A 19,707-nucleotide genomic window follows, 5' to 3' on the forward strand; every position below is an offset into this window, starting at 1 on the left:
TTGCCTGGCATGGCAAACAAGTAATGTGACGGCGGCGGTCACTGCCACATGGCACCAGTGAAGTGCCGCGCCAGTTGCCCCGCTTCTCGCCGGCAGGCCAGCGCAACGGTACTCATGCAGCGACTCTCCAGTGCCACGAAGCTGACCGAAACCGGGGCGATCTCACGCATGCATGCCGGCAACAATGCCACGCCAAATCCGGCTTGAATCAGTTGCAACTGCGTCGTCTTGCGCGACAGCACCTGTGCCGCCTGCGGGAAAAAGCCCGCGTCCATGCACAGGGAGGCAGACAGGTAACTCAGCCCGCCACGGTCGCGGTGCGGAATGGAAATAAAACGCTCTTCACGCAACTGCTCCAGCCTCACCTGCGTTGCACCAGCCAACGGATGCCCAGCCGAAACGGCCAGAAACAACGGTTCGCTGAACAATTCATGCAGCACCACGCCCTCATGCTGGCGCAACACCGGCAAACGCAGCAGGCCGATATCCAGACGCCCCGCCGCAATATCCTCCAGCTGCGCCTCCGACGACTGCTGAGCAATCTCCAGCGCAACCCCAGGGTTATCGCGCAAGTAGCCGCCCAGGCGAGCCAGCAGCGAGCCGGTCAGCGGTACGGTACTTGAATGGTTCAGGCGCAGGCTGCCCTGCAACCCTTCGCCAATATCGCGGGTAACCCGCTCCGCTTGTGCCAGGTCAGCCAGCAAACGCCGCGCCCGCTCCAGGAAGGCCTGCCCCGCCAGCGTCAGGCGCGGCAGGCGCGCGGTACGCTCGAACAGCGGAGTGCCCAACTGTTGCTCCAGCTCCTTGATCTGCCGGCTCAGCGCCGACTGGGCTACGTAGAGTCGCTCGGCGGCGCCACTGAAGCTCCCGCACTCGGCGATTTCCACGAAGTAACGCAACTGGCGGATCGACGTCATGTCATGCCTTTTCGAGATGGCTTTGTCGATAAAGGCATATTAGTCGGCATGGCTCGCTGCTGGCTAACCTTTGTCTGTCTTCCCAGGAACTGCTGCCATGATCGCCCAGCTGTCTTTTTCCGGCCTTGACTGGCTGCCCATCCTGCTCGGTGTCGGGGTTGCCTACATCGTCTTCGGCATCGCCGGTTTCGGGACTGCGCTGGTGGCTGGCCCGGTACTGATCCACTTTATGCCGCTGTCACGGATCATTCCGCTGCTGGTGTTGCTCGACTTCGTCGCGGCATTCGGCAACCTGCTGCCGTCGCGCCGCGATGTGGTGCGCAGTGAGTTGCTACGGCTACTGCCGTTCATGGCCATAGGCTGCACGTTCGGTGTGGTGTTCCTGCTGCAGTTGAAGTCTGATTTGTTATTGCTGTTGATGGGTGTGTTTGTCACGGCCTATGCGCTGTACGGCCTGGCGGTGAAGGTGCGGCCGGCGAACCTGTCCGGTTTCTGGGCGGTGCCGATGGGCACGGCAGGCGGGCTGTTCGGCGCGTTGTTCGGCAGTGGTGGCTTCCTTTATGCGCTCTACCTGAGTGCACGGCTGCAGGCGAAGGAACAAGTGCGCGCCACCCAGAGCGCGCTGATCAGTTGCAGCACGGTCGTACGCCTGACGCTGTTCCTGATCGCCGGTGTGTATGCCGATCAGAGCCTGCTGCTGCTCGCCGCCTGCCTGTTGCCGGTAATGTTCGTCGGCCTGTGGGTCGGGCGCAGGCTTACCCACAGGCTGTCCCGCGAAGCCTTCGTGCGTCTGGTCACCTGGCTGGTACTGGCCAGTGGCCTGGCGCTGATAGGTCGCTACCTCAGCGCTTGAGCAGGCGGTAGAATTGCGCCATTACCGCAGTTTTTCAGGCTTGCCTCTTTCATGAACACCCAGAGCATCATCGTCCCCAAGCTGTCTACCGTCCCGGCGCATGAGGCCCGCAGCCGCGCCATCCTGCGCTGGCTGGTACGTGAGAAGGTGGTCGAGGAGCAACTGACCACCTGTGGCCGCACCGGCAACCGGATGGGCCACGCGTTGGCCGCCGGTGCCCGCAAAGTCGCCCTGCACCCCGACAAGCTACCGTTCGGCGAACCGGTCAACGGCTTGGAGGTGATGCTCAAGCGCTGCATTTATACCCCCACCGAGGGCTTCCTCGAAGAGGCTGGCTGCCCGGAGTGCCGGCGTGAAGTGGGCGAGCCGCTGTTCGAAAGCCTGGAAGAGTGGATGCCGGCAGTGAGCGACAACTTTACCTGCCCGCTCTGCGGTCATGAAGATGACATCAATGGCTTCATTTACCTGCAGCCATGTGCCTTTTCCAACCTCGGGTTCATCTTCAACAACTGGGGCGAGGCCGGGTTTACCCAGGCCTTTCTCGACAGCTTCGCCGACTGGCTCGACCAGCCGGTGACCGTTGTGCAGGTAAAACTGCCACAAGGCTGACCGAAGGCCCTTATTTTGCATTGAGCGGCGCGCCGTGGATGAGTATAATGGCGCGCTTCCATTTTTCCCGCCCGGGAGCCCCCGCGATGCTGCGTATCAGCCAAGAAGCCCTGACCTTCGACGATATTCTCCTTGTACCTGGCTATTCCGAGGTACTACCCAATGAAGTCAGTCTCAAGACCCGTTTGACCCGTGGCATCGAGCTGAACATTCCGCTGGTATCCGCTGCCATGGATACCGTGACCGAAGCGCGTCTGGCCATTGCCATGGCCCAGGAAGGCGGCATCGGCATCATCCACAAGAACATGACCATCGATCAGCAGGCCGGCGAAGTACGCAAGGTCAAGAAGTTCGAGGCTGGCGTGGTCAAGGACCCGATCACCATCGATGCCGACGCCACCGTGCGTGACCTGTTCGACCTGACCCGCCTGAACAACATCTCTGGTGTTCCAGTGCTGGAAAACGGCGACCTGGTCGGTATCGTCACCTCGCGTGACGTGCGTTTCGAAACCCGCCTGGATGCCAAGGTACGCGACGTGATGACGCCTAAAGAGCGTCTGGTTACCGTGCGCGAAGGCGCCGACAAGAACGAAGTCCGCGAGCTGCTGCACAAGCACCGCCTGGAAAAAGTCCTGATCGTCGACGACAAGTTCAGCCTCAAGGGCATGATGACCGTCAAGGACATCGAAAAAGCCAAGGCCTACCCGCTGGCCAGCAAGGACGACCAGGGTCGCCTGCGCGTCGGCGCCGCCGTCGGCACTGGCAAGGACACCGGCGAGCGCGTTGCCGCGCTGGTTGCCGCTGGCGTTGACGTGGTGGTGGTCGACACCGCCCACGGCCACTCCAAGGGCGTGATCGACCGCGTTCGCTGGGTCAAGGAAACCTACCCGCAAGTGCAGGTGATCGGCGGCAACATCGCCACCGGCGCCGCCGCCAAGGCCCTGGCCGAAGCTGGCGCTGACGCGGTCAAGGTCGGTATCGGCCCAGGCTCGATCTGCACCACCCGTATCGTTGCCGGTGTCGGCGTGCCGCAAATCAGCGCCATCGCCAACGTTGCCGCAGCGCTGGAAGGCACTGGCGTGCCACTGATCGCCGACGGTGGCATCCGCTTCTCCGGTGACCTGTCCAAGGCCATCGTTGCTGGTGCTTCCTGCGTGATGATGGGTTCGATGTTCGCCGGTACCGAAGAAGCCCCGGGTGAAGTCGAACTGTTCCAGGGCCGTTCCTACAAGGCTTACCGCGGCATGGGCTCGCTGGGTGCCATGGCACAGGCGCAGGGCTCGTCCGACCGTTACTTCCAGGACTCCTCGGCCGGCGCCGAGAAGCTGGTACCGGAAGGCATCGAAGGCCGTGTGCCTTACAAGGGCGCCCTGGCCGCGATCATCCACCAGCTGATGGGCGGCCTGCGTTCGTCCATGGGCTACACCGGCAGCGCAACCATCGAAGAGATGCGCACCAAGCCGGAATTCGTACGCATCACTGGTGCCGGCATGGCCGAGTCCCACGTGCATGACGTGCAGATCACCAAAGAAGCCCCTAACTACCGCGTAGGCTGAGGCTTCTTGGGTTCGTACGAAATGTAGCCGAGCGGCGATCAGGCAAGGCGAAAACAGGCGAGGAAGCGGAGTTTGCTGGTTGCAAATGAGCATTCCGAGCCTGTTTTCAACGCAGCATGATCGACGCGCAGGCACATTTCGTACGAAGCCCAGCAACATCAGCATGCGGGGCTGTCATTACAGCCCCGCGTCGTTTCCGATTTCCACTGACGAGATTGAGTCATGGCCCTCGACATTCACGCTCACCGCATCCTGATCCTCGATTTCGGTTCCCAGTACACCCAGCTGATCGCCCGCCGCGTGCGCGAAATCGGCGTGTACTGCGAACTGCACCCGTTCGACATGGACGATGAAGCGATCCGCGAATTCAACCCGCGCGGCATCATCCTCGCCGGCGGCCCCGAGTCGGTCCACGAAGCCAACAGCCCGCGCGCGCCACAGGCCGTGTTCGACCTGAACGTACCGCTGCTGGGCATCTGCTACGGCATGCAGACCATGGCCGAGCAGCTGGGCGGCAAGGTTGCAGGTTCCGACCTGCGTGAATTCGGTTATGCCCGCGTAGATGTGGTCGGCAAGAGCCGCCTGCTCGATGGCATCGAAGACCACATCGACGCTGACGGCGTACTGGGCCTGGACGTGTGGATGAGCCACGGCGACAAGGTTACCCAGATGCCAGGCGACTTCCACGTGCTGGCCAGCACCCCGAGCTGCCCGATTGCCGGCATGTTCGACGATGCGCGCGGCTACTACGGCGTGCAGTTCCACCCGGAAGTGACCCACACCAAGCAGGGCGGTCGCATCCTGTCGCGCTTCGTGCAGGATATCTGCGGCTGCGAAGCCCTGTGGACTGCGTCCAACATCGTTGAAGACGCCATCGCCCAGGTGCGTCAGCAAGTCGGTTCGGCCAACGTCCTGCTGGGCCTGTCCGGCGGCGTCGACAGCTCGGTGGTTGCCGCGCTGCTGCACCGTGCCATCGGCGACCAGCTGACCTGCGTATTCGTCGACAACGGCCTGCTGCGCCTGCACGAAGGTGACCAGGTAATGGCCATGTTCAAGGAGAACATGGGGGTCAAGGTAATCCGCGCCGACGCTGAAAAGCAGTTCCTCGATAACCTGGAAGGCGAAGCCGACCCGGAGAAGAAGCGCAAGATCATCGGCCGCACCTTCATCGACATCTTCGATGCCGAAGCCAGCAAGCTGGACAACATCCAGTTCCTCGCCCAGGGCACCATCTACCCGGACGTAATCGAGTCGGCTGGCGCCAAGAGCGGCAAGGCCCACGTGATCAAGTCGCACCACAACGTCGGTGGCCTGCCAGAGGAAATGAACCTCAAGCTGGTCGAGCCGCTGCGTGAACTGTTCAAGGACGAAGTGCGCAAGATCGGCCTGGAGCTGGGCCTGCCGTACGACATGGTCTACCGCCACCCGTTCCCGGGCCCGGGCCTGGGCGTGCGGATCCTCGGTGAAGTGAAGAAAGAATACGCCGACATCCTGCGCCGCGCCGACCACATCTTCATCGAAGAACTGCGCAAGGCCGACTGGTACCACAAGACCAGCCAGGCGTTCGTGGTATTCCAGCCGGTCAAGTCGGTTGGCGTCGTTGGCGACGGCCGTCGCTACGCTTGGGTCGTTGCCCTGCGTGCCGTCGAGACCGTGGACTTCATGACCGCGCGCTGGGCACACCTGCCGTACGAGCTGCTTGAGACCGTCAGCGGCCGCATCATCAACGAAATCGAAGGCATCTCGCGCGTTACCTACGACGTGTCGAGCAAGCCGCCGGCCACCATCGAGTGGGAATGAGTTGAGCCACAAGGGCGCCGCAAGGCGCCCTTGTGCTATCGGGCAAATGGATTGCTCCGATCAGCTGCGCACTGGCGGGACACTCAACAGCAAGTCGCTGCGCACAAAGCCCCCATCAACACCAAGTCCGGGATCAATACCGATATCCAAGGTTTGGCCGACACCCGCGCGCGCCACGCGCAAGCCGATACAACCCTGCAGTTCGCTCACGCCGGGCACATCTTCAAACAGATTGGCGTGGCTGTTGCCCATGAGCGCCACCCACTTGGATGTTCCGCGTTGCGTCTGGTCGGCAGTGATGATCTGCTGAGCAGCGTAATTCATCATGCGCTGTCGGGGAGCAGGAAAAGGCGGGAGCTCTTCCCAGCCCATACGGTAGCTGAGCATGCTGTCAATGCCCTGCACTCTGATGTTCTGGCTGTAAGCCTCGTACAGCATGCCTTTGAGGGTGTAATGAACGGGATCGTTGGACTGCACCGCCGCAGTTTCGTCCCAGGTCTCCACGTAGGTTTTCAAGTCTGCCGGCAGTACGCCTGTTCGGTTGAACATGTCCATGTCGGCCTGTTGGTAATCGACCATGAAGTGCTCGGAGTACAGCACCTTGACCCCTTGGCGTTTGAACTGCTTCATATTCCTCGTCAAGAACTGCCTTGCGCCATCCTCGATGTGCGACTCACCCATCACCAGCCCTTGGTGCTCTTCGTACAGGCTACCGATTATCTGCCGAGCATCAGCCCCTTGCGGGATATTGGGAATCGCTGGGCGCTCTGGCAGTCGGAGCTGGTCATAGAAAATTTCCACGTCGCGTGTCATCTGCCCAAGCGCTTGATGATATGCCCTGTTGAGAGGGCTGCCGTATGGGTCTCGCATCAGTTGTGCGCCTGCTCCAGTAAGCGCGAAAGGTTTCAACTCGGACCGTTCTGGCTCGGCAATATCATAAAGCTCCAGTGTCAAAGGGGGCAGTTGCGGCCTTGGCCGTAGACGCCCCCAGGCCTTGAGCAGAAAGCGCGGCGTGCCACCTTTGAGGCCCATACGCTCATGGGGCTGCCAGCGGCCATCGACATCCCTGACGATGGGAATTGCCTGGCGGAAAGAGAATGGCGTTTCGGGGTCGACGATAACCCACGTCTCCAGTTCATGGATAAAGCGCACCTGATAAGTCAGGTCGCCGACCATTGCATAGAAATTGCCGTTTTGCAGGTGTACGCCCTCCAGCGGCCCTCTGCCCGCTTTGGTTGCCACGATGTCGTTGCTTTGCAGGGCCTGCAACTGGTTGTCCAGCTCGCCTGGCTGGAATGCCTTGGGCACCCAGGTCTCGATTTCTTGCGGGGTCGCAGGCTGCAATTCTTCGGGGAAATCATGCTCTACGGGTAGGTCAGGCGCGATCGGCGGTTCGAGGGCCGGGCCAGCTGCGCCCGTTTCGGAGGCTGGCGCGCCGGCGTCAGTGGCCCCTGCGAGGCCGATCATCAGGGTGTTGATCACCGCAAAGATGGCGTTTTGCACGCCTGCCTGGCGTTCAGCGCTGGTATGTCCGTTGATGGCTTGATCGATATCCAGGCCGATCTCGACCAGCCCGGCGCCCACTCCTGCCAATGCTACCGGCCACGCCAGCGCTGTCAGGGGCCCGAAAACCGTGTTGGCGGCACTCAGGTAGCCGAGCCACAATTGCTTGCGCAGGTCTGCGTTGGAGCGCAGCGCCAACTCCGCATCGTCGGTCATGCGCTGCTGGGCAGCCTTGTGAAGATAGCTGAACGCGTCCATATGCAAGGGTTTGCCGAGGGTGTTGATCCCGCCCACCTCGAGCGCATCCCACTGGCGCCTCATCAGGTCGAGCAGGGCAGCCAAGCCGGTGTTGGTCCAGTGAGCGAGGTAGTCCGCGACCTTGATCAACGAGGACTCTTGATGGCAGGCAAGCGGGAAGTGGCTGGTCAGGCGTGCTTTGCCGGCAGGCGTCAGGGTGGTTGCCAGGACCCAGGCGTGAAGCTCGCGGTCGTTGGCGAACAATCGAAACGCCTCGGCCTCACCGGGCAGATACAGCAGCTGGTAGCCGTCAGCCATGACGATTCTGAGGATGTCGCTGGAAATGCGCTCGCCGAGGCTGAAGGCAAGGACCTTCATGCCTGCCGGCGGCAGATTCGTTTGCTGCAGATGCGCCAGGGTGGGTGCGCCGTCGCGCTTTCCGGCCAAGGCCTCGGCGGCCAGCCGAACGCGGGCGGCCAAGGCCTTGTTGCCCGCATGCGCCTGGGTTTCGAGTGCCTTGACCAGGAATGTGGCTTTTGCCAGCGTGCGGTAATCGTCGCCATGTCGGGTCCAGAAATCGCGGGCGCGCTGGTCGAAGAGGCTGCTGAAATCGATGCTCCAGAAGTAGTCGAGCGCATCCTTTGGCAACAGCCTGATCTCGTTGCGCTCGTCATAGGCAGCCTCGCCCGGCCCCTTGCTGTAGAAGCCGCAGTAAGTGCTTAGCAGGTCGCTGGCGTCTTGCTCGGCAACGCTGAAGCGGCGCATGACCAGCTGGACAAGGGTGAGGGTTTGAGAGGGTTGGGTGTCATGTTGCCAGCCGGTGAATGTGCGCGGACTGCTGGTGGCCTGGTGGAAGCGATGAAAGTACACCTGGTCTGGCTCCAGGTCGTCGAGCTGATGTTCGGCCAATAGCGTCAGGGCCGTGTCGCGGGCCATCTGCAGCATGTCCGGGCAGGCGGTACTCAGCTTCATGGCGATTTGCTGGAGTGTTTTCAGGTCCTGTTGCTGCGTATCGGAAAGAAGCATGGGCGATCTCACACGGCTTGATGAGGGCCGCAGCGTGCGCTTGGGGGCTGGCAAACAGGCGGTAATTAACGCTCCAGGCAGGCGCAATCCGGAGAGTTCACTTAATCTTTCCCATTTGCAGGTGTATCGTATTCGCCCTTCATCGCCAGCCACTGCTGGCAGCTTGATTGCGCAGAACATGAGGTACCCGCACCGATGTCCTTCACCCGTCGACAAATGCTCAAAGGCCTCACCGGCCTGGTTGTGGTTGGCCTGGGCGCCGGTGGCGCGGCGCGCTATTGGCTGGGCAAGGTCGAAGACGAGAATGCCGGGCATGACTACGAGCTGATCGCCGCGCCCCTGGAGGTAGAGCTGGTACCGGGTTTCAAGACCGAGGCCTGGGCGTTCGGCCCATCGGCGCCGGGCACCGAACTGCGGGTGCGGCAGGGCGAGTGGCTGCGGGTACGCTTTATCAACCACCTGCCGGTCGAGACCACCATCCACTGGCACGGCATCCGCCTGCCGCTGGAAATGGACGGCGTGCCTTATGTGTCGCAGTTGCCGGTCAAGCCGGGCGAGTACTTCGACTACAAGTTCCGCGTACCGGACGCCGGCAGTTACTGGTACCACCCGCATGTCAGCAGTTCCGAAGAACTGGGCCGTGGTCTGGTCGGCCCGTTGATCGTCGAGGAGCGCGAGCCGACCGGCTTCAAGCATGAACGCACCTTGAGCCTGAAAAACTGGCACGTGGACGAGCAGGGCGCCTGGCTGCCCTTCAGCATCCCCCGCGAGGCGGCGCGTAATGGTACTGCTGGCCGGCTGATCACCATCAATGGCCAGGCCGATTCGGTGACTGAGCTGCCTGCCGGCCAGGTGGTGCGGGTGCGCCTGCTCAACCTCGACAACACCTGGACCTACCGCATCAACCTCAAGGGCAACTGCGAGGCGATGATCTACGCCCTCGATGGTAACCCGGTTACGCCGCGCAAACTCGACGACGACTACTGGCTGGGCCCGGGCATGCGTATCTGCCTGGCGATTCGCATACCCCAGCCTGGGGAGGAAATTTCCCTGCGTGACGGTTTCGTGCGCCTGGGCACATTGCGGTCGGTTGCCAGCAATGCCGCGCCAAGCGACTGGCCAGCCGCGTTACCGCCAAACCCGGTGGCCGAGCCGGACCTGGAGAATGCCGAAAAGCTCAACTTCAATTTCGAGTGGGTCGGCAAGGTCTCGGTGGATACCGACAACGGCCGGCCGCCGAGCCTGTGGCAGATCAATGGCCAGGCCTGGGACATCACCGACAAGACCTGCGCGGACCGGCCGATAGCCACGCTGCAGAAGGGCAAGAGCTACATTTTCGAGCTGAAGAACATGACCCAGTACCAGCACCCGATCCACCTGCACGGCATGAGCTTCAAGGTGATCGCCTCCAACCGCCACGACATCACCGAGCCGTGGTTCACCGACACCTACCTGCTGGGCAAGAACGAGCGCGCCCAGGTGGCGCTGGTGGCGGATAATCCGGGCACCTGGATGTTCCATTGCCATGTCATCGACCACATGGAAACCGGCCTGATGGCCGCGATCGCGGTGGTCTGATGCGTCCGCAGATCATCGATCGTAGCCGCGATCAGGAATTCATGCGCCTGGCGCTCGACCTGGCCGCCGCGGGTGCGGCTCTGGGCGAGGTGCCGGTGGGTGCAGTGCTGGTCCAGCATGGCCAGGTGATCGGCCAGGGGTTCAACCGGCCGATCATCGATAGCGATCCTAGTGCCCATGCCGAGATGGTGGCAGTGCGCGCGGCGGCGAAGTCCGCCAGCAATTATCGTCTACCGGGCAGCACCCTGTACGTGACTCTGGAGCCGTGCAGCATGTGCGCCGGGCTGATCGTGCATGCGCGGGTGATGCGGGTGGTGTATGGGGCGTTGGAGCCCAAGGCGGGCATCGTGCAGAGCCAAGGCCAGTTTTTCGGGCAGGGCTTCCTGAACCATCGGGTGATGGTGGAGGGGGGCGTGCTGGCGGAGGAGTGCGGGCAGATCCTGAGTGAATTCTTCAGGGCGCGTCGGGCGAAGAATTCATGAAGTCTGTCACCGTCGCTCTGTGAAGTGGCGGGAGGATGCCCCCTGTCGGTGGTGGAACAGAACAGGGGGCAGGGTGTCGCTCAACGGGGTGGAAGCGTGTTTACGCAAGAAAGTTTTCCGGCAATGTTCCCGTGATCATAATCGTTTTTCTGCATTTTCAGGCCCGGGAGGACGTCTTCACCTGTCTTCTTGAGTTTCAGATCTGCGATCGAGGTCCACTCGGTGTCCAGGGGCGTATCACTGGTAACTTCCAGGTAGAAAAGCCAGTCATCCAGCGGGCAATCTTTAGCACCCCTGGGGTTATCCGCGCCGAGAATGATCACCGAGTGTTTTGCTGCCTGTTCCAGCTTGAAGTCATAAACTTCATCGTTTTTGCAAGGGTAGTTGCCCATGTAGGCCGCGCTTCGCTCCTGGATGTCGAACGTGGTGCAGGCGACGGACTGATTTTTCTTCTTCAGGTGCAGCTGGCCGTTGACGCTTTGAGCCGATTGTTCGGCATATGCAACGTTGCTGAGAAGTAGCGCGCACAGCAAATAAGTCAGCTTGCTCATGATCCTCTCCATGATTGAATGCACGTGGGTGCTGGCGTGTTTTAACCCGCCTTCAGGCATGGGGAAACTGGCAGTTATATCAGTTGCAGCCATTCGGTTTTCTTGATCGCCCCGAGGCGGGACTTGCTGCCACCCGGGACTTACATCGGCGGCGACTGATCCGCCGGCTTGTCCTTGTTTACCCCAGGCACATGCAGATTGCCCTCGGCCACCTGGCCTTCGAGCTGCGGCTGGGTTACCCAGGTGAGGATGTCGTAGTAGCGGCGGATGTTGGCCACGAAGTGCACCGGCTCGCCGCCGCGGGCATAGCCGTACCTGGTCTGCCGGTACCACTGCTTCTGCGCCAGGCGCGGCAGCATCTTCTTCACATCCAGCCACTTGTTGGGGTTGAGCTTTTCGCGCTTGGCCAGGGTGCGGGCGTCTTCCAGGTGACCGCCGCCAACGTTGTAGGCGGCCAGGGCGAACCAGGTGCGGTCAGGCTCCTTGATGCTGTCGTCGAGCTCTGCCTTGATCTTCATGAAGTACTTGGCGCCGCCCTGGATACTCTGCCTCGGGTCAAGGCGGTTGGATACGCCCATGGCCTGGGCGGTGCGCTGGGTCAGCATCATCAGGCCGCGCACGCCGGTCTTGGACGTGACCTCCGGTTGCCACATCGACTCCTGATAGCCGATGGCGGCCAGCAGGCGCCAGTCCACCTGCTCGACCTTGGCGTAACTCTTGAAGTGCTTTTCGTATTTGGGCAGGCGCTGTTGCAGGTGCTGGGCGAAGGTATAGGCGCCGACATACCCCAGTACGTCCACATGGCCGTAGTAGCGGTCCTTCAGGCGCTGCAGGGTGCCGTTTTTCTGCGCCTTGTCGATAAATTCGTTGATTTCGTTGAGCAGGCTGTTGTCTTCGCCAGGCGCAACCGCCCAGCGCTGGTCACGCGTGTCGCCTACGTCGAAAGCGACCCGGACGTTGGGGAAGTACACCTGGTTCATCGACAGCTCGTTGGAGTCGACCAGGGTAAGGTCGATCTGGCCTTCATCGACCATGCGCAGCAGGTCGACCACCTCGACGGCGTCGGATTCTTCGTATTCCAGGCCCGGATTCTGCTTTTTCAGCTCTGCCAGCAGGTCGGCATGGCTGCTGCCCTTGAGCACCATGATCTTCTTGCCGACCAGGCCCTTGGCGTTGGTCGGGCGAGGGCGGCCGTTGCGGTAGATGACCTGGGGGGTGACTTCGAGGTAGGGATGCGAGAACCGCGCCTGGGTCTTGCGCCGTTCGCTGCTGACCAGCCCGGCTGCGGCCAGTACCGGGCCGGAGGGCTTGCCAAGGTCATCGAACAGTTCGTCGAGGTTGTCGGCGGTTTCGATCTCCAGCTTCACGCCGAGATCATCGGCGAAATGTTTGACCAACTCGTATTCGAAGCCGGTTTCGCCGTTGCGGTCCTGGAAGTAGGTGGCCGGGCTGTTGCGGGTGATCACGCGCAGCACGCCATCCTCCTTCACGCGCTCGAGGGTGCTGGGTTTTTCAACGCAGGCACCGAGCAGCAGAAAGAGTCCGGTTGCGAAAAGCCATTTGGCGCAACGCTGGCGCAAAGCAGTGTGGGCGAACATAGGTTGCAGTATACGCAAAGGACTGGCGCTGCCATATCTCGACAACGGTTTGCTTGTCTGGTAGCACATTCTGTGCAGTGGCGGCCTGATCCTCTGTAGGAGCGGCCTTGCGTCGCGATGGGCCGCTCCTACAGGGCGCGTGGAGAACAGGTGGAATTTTTGACCCGGAAGTCCGGTTCCACCGCCCGGCAGCCATGGCTTAGAGCGGGTGCCGAAAGCCAACGAATTAGGCTAGAATGCACGGCCTCTAAGCACACCCCTTCCTGAGGCTGTCCCGACGATGTTGATCCTGCGCGGCGCTCCTGCCCTTTCTGCCTTTCGCCACGGTAAATTACTCGAGCAACTGAGCCAGAAAGTCCCCGCTGTTACTGGTTTGTATGCCGAATTTGCCCATTTCGCCGACGTCGACGGCGAGCTGACCGCCGACCAGCAGCAGGTGCTGGGCCGTCTGCTCAAGTACGGCCCGAGCGTGCCGGTACAAGAGCCGACTGGCCGCCTGTTCCTGGTCGTGCCGCGTCTGGGCACCATTTCGCCGTGGGCCAGCAAGGCCAGCGACATCGCCCACAACTGCGGCCTGCAGTCGATCCAGCGCCTGGAGCGTGGTATCGCCTATTACGTCGCCGGCAACCTGAGCGACGCTGATGCCCAACTGATCGCCGCCGAACTGCACGACCGCATGACCCAGCGCGTGCTCGGCCAGCTGGAGCAGGCCGCTGACATGTTCAGCCACGCCCAGCCCAAGCCGATGACCTCGGTAGACATCCTGGCCGGTGGCCGCGATGCCCTGGCCAAGGCCAACATCGACCTGGGCCTGGCCCTGGCCGAAGACGAGATCGACTACCTGGTCAATGCCTTCCAGGGCCTCAAGCGCAACCCGAACGACATCGAACTGATGATGTTCGCCCAGGCCAACTCCGAACACTGCCGCCACAAGATCTTCAACGCCAGTTGGGACATTGACGGCCAGGGCCAGGAAAAAAGCCTGTTCGGCATGATCAAGAACACCTACCAGATGCACAGCGAAGGTGTGCTGTCTGCGTACAAGGACAACGCCTCGGTCATCGTCGGCAATGTTGCCGGCCGGTTCTTCCCGAACCCTGAAACCCGCCAGTACGGCGCGGTGACGGAGCCGGTGCACATCCTGATGAAGGTCGAGACGCACAACCACCCGACCGCCATCGCTCCGTTCTCCGGCGCCTCCACCGGCTCCGGCGGCGAAATTCGTGACGAAGGTGCTACCGGCCGCGGCGCCAAGCCGAAGGCTGGCCTGACCGGCTTCACCGTGTCCAACCTGCGCATCCCTGGCTTCGAACAGCCGTGGGAGCAGGCCTACGGCAAGCCAGAGCGTATCGTCGACGCCCTCGATATCATGATCGAAGGCCCTCTGGGCGGCGCCGCGTTCAACAACGAATTCGGCCGCCCGGCGCTGACCGGCTATTTCCGTACCTTCGAGCAGGCGATCAGCACCCCGCACGGTGAAGAAGTGCGCGGCTACCACAAGCCGATCATGCTTGCCGGCGGCATGGGCAACATCCGTGAAGAGCACGTGCAAAAAGCCGAGATCACCGTGGGCGCCAAGCTGATCGTGCTCGGCGGCCCGGCCATGCTGATCGGCCTGGGCGGCGGCGCTGCTTCGTCGGTAGCTACCGGTGCCAGCTCGGCTGACCTGGACTTCGCCTCGGTACAGCGCGAAAACCCGGAAATGGAACGCCGTTGCCAAGAGGTCATCGACCGTTGCTGGCAGCTGGGCGACAACAACCCGATCGCCTTCATCCACGACGTCGGTGCCGGTGGTATCTCCAACGCCTTCCCGGAACTGGTCAACGACGGTGGCCGTGGTGGCCGCTTCGAACTGCGCAACGTGCCCAACGACGAGCCGGGCATGGCCCCGCACGAAATCTGGAGCAACGAATCGCAGGAGCGCTACGTGCTGGCGGTCAGCGCCGTCGACTTCGAGCGCTTCCAGGCCATCTGCGAACGTGAGCGTTGCCCGTTCGCCGTGGTCGGCGAAGCCACTGAAGAGCCGCACCTGACCGTAAGCGACAGCCACTTCGGCAACACGCCGGTGGACATGCCGCTCGACGTGCTGCTGGGCAAGCCGCCACGCATGCACCGTTCGGTTACCCGTGAAGCCGAACTGGGCGATGACTTCGACCCGAGCGAGCTGGACCTGGACAGCGCCGTCCAGCGCGTGCTGAACCACCCGGCGGTAGCCAGCAAGAGCTTCCTGATCACCATCGGCGACCGCACCATCACCGGCCTGGTTGCCCGCGACCAGATGGTCGGCCCGTGGCAGGTTCCGGTGGCCGACTGTGCCGTCACCGCCACCAGCTTCGACGTCTACACCGGCGAAGCCATGGCCATGGGCGAGCGCACCCCGCTGGCGCTGCTGGATGCCCCGGCGTCCGGGCGCATGGCTATCGGCGAAACCATCACCAACCTGGCCGCTGCGCAGATCGAAAAGTTGTCCGACATCAAGCTGTCGGCCAACTGGATGTCCGCTGCCGGCCACCCGGGTGAAGACGCGCGCCTGTACGACACGGTCAAGGCCGTTGGCATGGAGCTGTGCCCGGAACTGGGCATCACCATTCCGGTCGGCAAAGACTCGATGTCGATGAAGACCCAGTGGAGCGATGAGGGCGGCGAGAAGAGCGTCACCTCGCCGATGTCACTGATCATCACCGGCTTTGCCCCGGTCACCGACATCCGCAAGACCCTGACCCCGCAACTGCGCATGGACAAGGGCGAGACCGACCTGATCCTGATCGACCTGGGCCGTGGCAAGAACCGCATGGGCGCCTCGATCCTGGCCCAGACCTACGGCAAGATCGCTGCCCAGGCACCGGACGTCGATGACGCCGAAGACCTCAAGGCATTCTTTGCCGTGATCCAGGGCCTGAACGCCGACGGCCACCTGCTGGCCTACCACGACCGTTCCGACGGTGGCCTGGTGACCACAGTGATGGAAATGGCCTTTGCCGGCCACTGCGGCCTCGACCTGCAACTCGATCCGCTCACCGACAACCGTGTCGAAGTGCCGGCCATCCTCTTCAACGAAGAACTGGGCGCGGTCATCCAGGTTCGCCAGGATGCCACCCCGGACGTGCTGGCACAGTTCAGCGCCGCTGGCCTGGGCGAAGAGTGCGTCGCAGTGATCGGCAAACCGGTCAACAACGCTGAAGTGTCCATCAGCCTGAACGGCGAAGTGCTGTTCGACGACGACCGCCGCATGCTGCAACGCCAGTGGGCCGAAACCAGCTACCAGATCCAGCGCCTGCGCGACAACGCCGACTGCGCCGACCAGGAATTCGACCTGCTGCTCGAGGAAGACAACCCTGGCCTGTCGGTGAAGCTGGGCTTCGACGTCAACGACGACATCGCTGCGCCGTACATCAAGAAAGGCGTGCGCCCGCAAGTGGCAATTCTGCGTGAGCAGGGCGTCAACGGCCAGGTCGAGATGGCTGCTGCCTTCGACCGCGCCGGCTTCGCTGCCATCGATGTGCACATGAGCGATATCCTCGCCGGTCGTGTCGACTTCGATGCCTTCAAGGGCCTGGTGGCCTGCGGTGGCTTCTCGTACGGTGACGTGCTGGGCGCTGGTGAGGGCTGGGCCAAGTCGGCGCTGTTCAACAGCCGCGCCCGCGACGCTTTCCAGGCCTTCTTCGAGCGTACCGACAGCTTCGCCCTGGGCGTGTGCAACGGTTGCCAGATGATGTCCAACCTGCACGAGCTGATCCCGGGCACCGAGTACTGGCCGCACTTCGTGCGCAACCGCTCGGAGCAGTTCGAGGCGCGCGTGGCCATGGTCGAAGTGCAGAAGTCCAACTCGATCTTCCTGCAGGGCATGGCCGGTTCGCGCATGCCGATCGCCATCGCCCACGGCGAAGGCCATGCCGAGTTCGCCAGCGAAGAAGCACTGCTGGAAGCCGATGTCTCTGGCTGCGTGGCCCTGCGCTACGTCGACAATCATGGCAAGGTCACCGAAGCCTACCCGGCCAACCCCAACGGCTCGCCGCGTGGTATCACCGGCCTGACCAGCCGCGACGGCCGCGTGACCATCATGATGCCGCACCCGGAGCGTATGTTCCGTGCCGTGCAGAACTCCTGGCGCCCGGATGAGTGGCAGGAAGATGCCGCACTGATGCGCATGTTCCGCAACGCGCGGGTGTGGGTGAACTAAGGCGTGTACAAGCTCGCCTTCTTCGTCCCGGCCAGCCATGTTGAAGTGGTCAAGGCCGCTGTGTTCGCCGCTGGCGGCGGGCGCATCGGTGACTATGACCACTGCGCCTGGCAAACCCTGGGCCAGGGCCAGTTTCGCCCGTTGCACGGCAGCCAGCCGTACCTCGGGCAAACCGGTCAGGTCGAGGTGGTGGAGGAGTGGAAGGTGGAGCTGGTGGTGGATGACGAGCGGGTAGCCCAGGTCGTCGCTGCGCTCAAGCAGAGCCACCCGTACGAGACGCCAGCCTATGAAGTCTGGCGGCTCGGCGAGTTCTAGACCGCATCACGGCCTTCGCGGGTGAACCCGCTCCCACAGGTACTTCACAGGGTTTGAAACTTGTGAGGTCTCTGTAGGAGCGGGTTCACCCGCGAAAGGGCCCTATGATCCAGCCACAATCTCCTTGCCGGGCTCAGGCCGCTTCAACCAGGCACAAGCCAGCAACCCCACCTCGAACAGCACCCACATCGGCACCGCCAGCATTGTCTGTGAAAACACATCCGGCGGCGTAAGTATCATCCCCACCACAAAGCAGCCCACGATCACGTAGGGCCTGCTGCGCCGCAACGTGGCTACATCGGCCAACCCCATCCAGACCACGATAAACGTCGCTACCGGAATCTCGAACGCCAGGCCGAAAGCCAGGAACAGCGCCAGGATGAAGTCCAGGTACTGGCTGATGTCGGTCATCATCGCTACGCCGTCCGGTGTCACGCTGGCGAAGAAGCCGAACATCATCGGGAATACCAGGAAGAACGCGAATGCCATGCCGCCATAGAACAGCAAGATGCTCGATAACAGCAGCGGCAGCACGATGCGCCGTTCGCGCTGGTACAGACCCGGTGCCAGAAAGCCCCAGGCCTGGTGCAGCAACAGCGGCATGGCGACGAACAGCGCGCACATCGCCGTCAGCTTGAACGGCGTCAGGAACGGCGAAGTGACGCTGGTCGCGATCATGCTCGCGCCTTCCGGCAAAAAACGCCGCAGCGGCTCGGAAATGAACGTGTACAGCGCCTGGGCAAAGGGGAACAGGCCGGCGAATACCAGCGCCACCAGCGCCAGGCAGCGCACCAGGCGTTTGCGCAGGTCGCGCAGGTGTTCGGTCAGAGGCATGCTGGCCGCCGGCCCCGTGGCAATAGTCATGAGGCGTTTTCCTTGGGCTCTGCAGCCGCGGCCACCGCACCGGCTGGCTGCGTATTCAGGCTGATGCCTTGGCGAATCTCGTGTTCCAGGCGCTGCAAAGGCGCGCTGTCCAGCTCTGGCAGCTCAATCTCGCGCTCCACCTGCGTGCGCAAGGCGTGCATGGCCCGGCGCGCCTGGCCCAGGCCGCGGCCAAGCGTGCGCGCGGCCACCGGCAGGCGCTCCGGGCCCAACACCAGCAACGCGACAATGCCCACCAGCAGCAACTCGCTGAAGCCGACCTCGAACATCAGGCCTGCCGGTCCGTTTGCGAGGGTTGTGTGGACTGCCCGGTCAGTGGGCACTGTTGCTGCACGTGTGCCTGGCCGCGGGCGTTGGCATCCGTGTCACCACCCATGGATTTGCGAAAACCCTGGATCGCCTCGCCCACATCGCTACCCAGGCCCTTCAGGCGTTTGGTACCAAACAGCAGGAATACGATCAGCAGTACGATCACCAGTTGCCAGATTCCAATACCACCCATTGCGACTACTCCTGTAAGGCCATGAAAAGGAAGGCTAATCCTGCCTCGTCCAGATGACGTGAACATGACGAACTGGCATTGCCATCTAGCTGCAACACGCCGCGTGTTGACTGGCGTTTTTATCCGGCACGCGAGGCACGCACGCATGGGAGGCAGGAAACAGCGGGGCGCGGCCCTGCTGATGGTGATGGTGGTATTGGCGATGCTGGCGGCGGGCATGGCATGGCTGGTGGAGGATGGCCGACGGCAGGTCGACGAGGTGCGCCTGTTGCACCAGCGGGTGCAGGCCCGGGCCATGGAGCAGGCTGGCCTTGCCTATGCCGGGCAGGCGCTGCGTGACCCTGCCTGGCGGCTTAGCCCGCTGTTCTGGCAGGCGTTGCGCGGGCAACCGCTGAACTATGATTTTGGCGCCGGTCAGGCGCAGCTGCGGGTGCGCGACCAGCACACCTGCTTCAACGTCAACGCGCTGCTTGGCGCCGACGGGGAACGCGCCGAACGGCAGTTGCGTTACCTGCTGGGTGACACCATGGCCGCCGAGCGCCTGGTCGATGCCCTGGCCGACTGGCTTGACCCCGACAGCGACGCCCGCCTGCAAGGCGCCGAGAGTGCCCAGTACCTGCGCCAGCAACCGCCGCGACTGGCGGCCAACCAGCCGATGCTCGACACCAGCGAACTGAACCTGTTGCTGGAGCCGGATGCTACTCGCCAGGCCCGTTACCCGATGCTGTGTGCGTTGCCGCAGACCAGCGGCTGGCGGCTGAATGCCAATGCCCTGGGGCTGGAGCATCTGCCACTGCTGGACGCGCTGTACGAAGGGCGCTACTCGCGTTCATTGCTCAGCCGCATCGTCAGTGGCCGGCCGGCGTCGGGCTATGTGGATGCCGCAGCGCTGCGCCAGGCGCTGGGGGCGGTGGATGATGAAACGTTTGAACGGTTGAGCGAAGGCTTGTTGCTCAACAGCGGGCATTTTCTGTTGCAGCTGTCGTTCGAGGAGGAGGGGCGGGTGATTCGCAGCGAGTTCCAGGTCGAAGCGCTCGGGGTGGTGCAATGGCATGCACGGGTGCCGGCGCAGCAGGTGCGGGTTCGCAGCAGGGAGCCGATGGGTTGGTAGGGGGCGG

16 protein-coding genes are annotated in these 19,707 nt (G+C 62.7%); 9 read left to right on the forward strand and 7 right to left on the reverse strand.

Annotated elements, in window-relative coordinates; translation table 11 throughout:
- Positions 1-38: 38 nt before the first annotated feature.
- A complete protein-coding gene (locus tag AC5O5R_RS04930; RefSeq protein ID WP_172221557.1) occupies positions 39-917 on the reverse strand; it encodes a LysR family transcriptional regulator in 879 nt (292 codons plus the stop codon).
- A gap of 97 nt (positions 918-1,014) precedes the next feature.
- Between AC5O5R_RS04930 and AC5O5R_RS04935 the strand changes: the two genes are divergently transcribed.
- The 4 genes from AC5O5R_RS04935 to guaA all read left to right on the forward strand — a co-directional run bounded on the left by AC5O5R_RS04935 (position 1,015) and on the right by guaA (position 5,735).
- Positions 1,015-1,770: a sulfite exporter TauE/SafE family protein gene (locus tag AC5O5R_RS04935; RefSeq protein ID WP_172221554.1), complete on the forward strand. Its 756-nt coding sequence runs from the start codon at positions 1,015-1,017 to the stop codon at positions 1,768-1,770.
- Between the two features lie 51 nt (positions 1,771-1,821).
- Positions 1,822-2,379 (forward strand): sugar ABC transporter ATPase, encoded by a 558-nt coding sequence (locus AC5O5R_RS04940; RefSeq protein ID WP_172221552.1) that lies wholly within the window; start codon positions 1,822-1,824, stop codon positions 2,377-2,379.
- Between the two features lie 86 nt (positions 2,380-2,465).
- Positions 2,466-3,935, forward strand: a complete 1,470-nt coding sequence (gene guaB, locus AC5O5R_RS04945) for an IMP dehydrogenase (RefSeq protein WP_172221549.1) — start codon at positions 2,466-2,468, stop codon at positions 3,933-3,935.
- A 222-nt stretch (positions 3,936-4,157) separates the two neighbouring features.
- Positions 4,158-5,735 (forward strand): glutamine-hydrolyzing GMP synthase, encoded by a 1,578-nt coding sequence (guaA, locus tag AC5O5R_RS04950; protein WP_172221546.1) that lies wholly within the window; start codon positions 4,158-4,160, stop codon positions 5,733-5,735.
- 60 nt (positions 5,736-5,795) lie between these two features.
- On the opposite strand, the gene AC5O5R_RS04955 is transcribed toward guaA, so the two are convergent.
- On the reverse strand, positions 5,796-8,501 hold the full coding sequence (locus AC5O5R_RS04955; RefSeq protein WP_494515021.1) for a dermonecrotic toxin domain-containing protein: 2,706 nt from the start codon (positions 8,499-8,501) through the stop codon (positions 5,796-5,798).
- Positions 8,502-8,696: 195 nt separating this feature from the next.
- On the opposite strand from AC5O5R_RS04955, the gene AC5O5R_RS04960 reads away from it, so the two are divergent.
- Together AC5O5R_RS04960 and tadA are read left to right on the forward strand one after the other, a co-directional pair.
- On the forward strand, positions 8,697-10,079 hold the full coding sequence (locus AC5O5R_RS04960) for a multicopper oxidase family protein (RefSeq protein ID WP_172221540.1): 1,383 nt from the start codon (positions 8,697-8,699) through the stop codon (positions 10,077-10,079).
- Positions 10,079-10,561, forward strand: coding sequence for a tRNA adenosine(34) deaminase TadA (gene tadA, locus AC5O5R_RS04965; protein WP_172221537.1), 483 nt, complete (start codon positions 10,079-10,081; stop codon positions 10,559-10,561). The genes AC5O5R_RS04960 and tadA overlap by 1 nt, the downstream gene beginning before the upstream one ends.
- An 80-nt stretch (positions 10,562-10,641) precedes the next feature.
- On the opposite strand, the gene AC5O5R_RS04970 is transcribed toward tadA, so the two are convergent.
- Together AC5O5R_RS04970 and mltF are read right to left on the reverse strand one after the other, a co-directional pair.
- Positions 10,642-11,112, reverse strand: coding sequence for a hypothetical protein (locus tag AC5O5R_RS04970; protein WP_172221534.1), 471 nt, complete (start codon positions 11,110-11,112; stop codon positions 10,642-10,644).
- A 140-nt stretch (positions 11,113-11,252) separates the two neighbouring features.
- Positions 11,253-12,710 carry a membrane-bound lytic murein transglycosylase MltF gene (gene mltF / locus AC5O5R_RS04975; protein ID WP_172221531.1) on the reverse strand — a complete coding sequence of 486 codons (1,458 nt, stop codon included), beginning with the start codon at positions 12,708-12,710 and terminating at the stop codon, positions 11,253-11,255.
- Between the two features lie 280 nt (positions 12,711-12,990).
- Between mltF and purL the strand changes: the two genes are divergently transcribed.
- Entirely contained in the window at positions 12,991-16,890 is a 3,900-nt protein-coding gene (gene purL, locus AC5O5R_RS04980) for a phosphoribosylformylglycinamidine synthase (protein ID WP_172221528.1), read from the forward strand.
- Between the two features lie 3 nt (positions 16,891-16,893).
- A complete protein-coding gene (locus tag AC5O5R_RS04985) occupies positions 16,894-17,205 on the forward strand; it encodes a YqfO family protein (protein WP_172221525.1) in 312 nt (103 codons plus the stop codon).
- 102 nt (positions 17,206-17,307) lie between these two features.
- On the opposite strand, the gene tatC is transcribed toward AC5O5R_RS04985, so the two are convergent.
- Genes tatC through tatA form a run of 3 tightly spaced genes read right to left on the reverse strand, consistent with a single transcriptional unit; the run spans position 17,308 to position 18,589 of the window.
- Complete coding sequence (gene tatC, locus AC5O5R_RS04990) at positions 17,308-18,069, reverse strand: twin-arginine translocase subunit TatC (RefSeq protein ID WP_172221522.1); 762 nt, start codon at positions 18,067-18,069, stop codon at positions 17,308-17,310.
- Positions 18,066-18,356 (reverse strand): Sec-independent protein translocase protein TatB, encoded by a 291-nt coding sequence (gene tatB / locus AC5O5R_RS04995; protein WP_172221519.1) that lies wholly within the window; start codon positions 18,354-18,356, stop codon positions 18,066-18,068. Before tatB ends, tatC begins: the two co-directional genes overlap by 4 nt.
- Positions 18,356-18,589 (reverse strand): twin-arginine translocase TatA/TatE family subunit, encoded by a 234-nt coding sequence (tatA, locus tag AC5O5R_RS05000; RefSeq protein ID WP_172221516.1) that lies wholly within the window; start codon positions 18,587-18,589, stop codon positions 18,356-18,358. Before tatA ends, tatB begins: the two co-directional genes overlap by 1 nt.
- 145 nt (positions 18,590-18,734) lie before the next feature.
- Between tatA and gspK the strand changes: the two genes are divergently transcribed.
- Positions 18,735-19,700 (forward strand): type II secretion system minor pseudopilin GspK, encoded by a 966-nt coding sequence (gene gspK, locus AC5O5R_RS05005; protein WP_172286603.1) that lies wholly within the window; start codon positions 18,735-18,737, stop codon positions 19,698-19,700.
- Positions 19,701-19,707 lie beyond the last annotated feature (7 nt).

The sequence above is a fragment of the Pseudomonas sp. 8_5_2 genome (assembly GCF_059295255.1).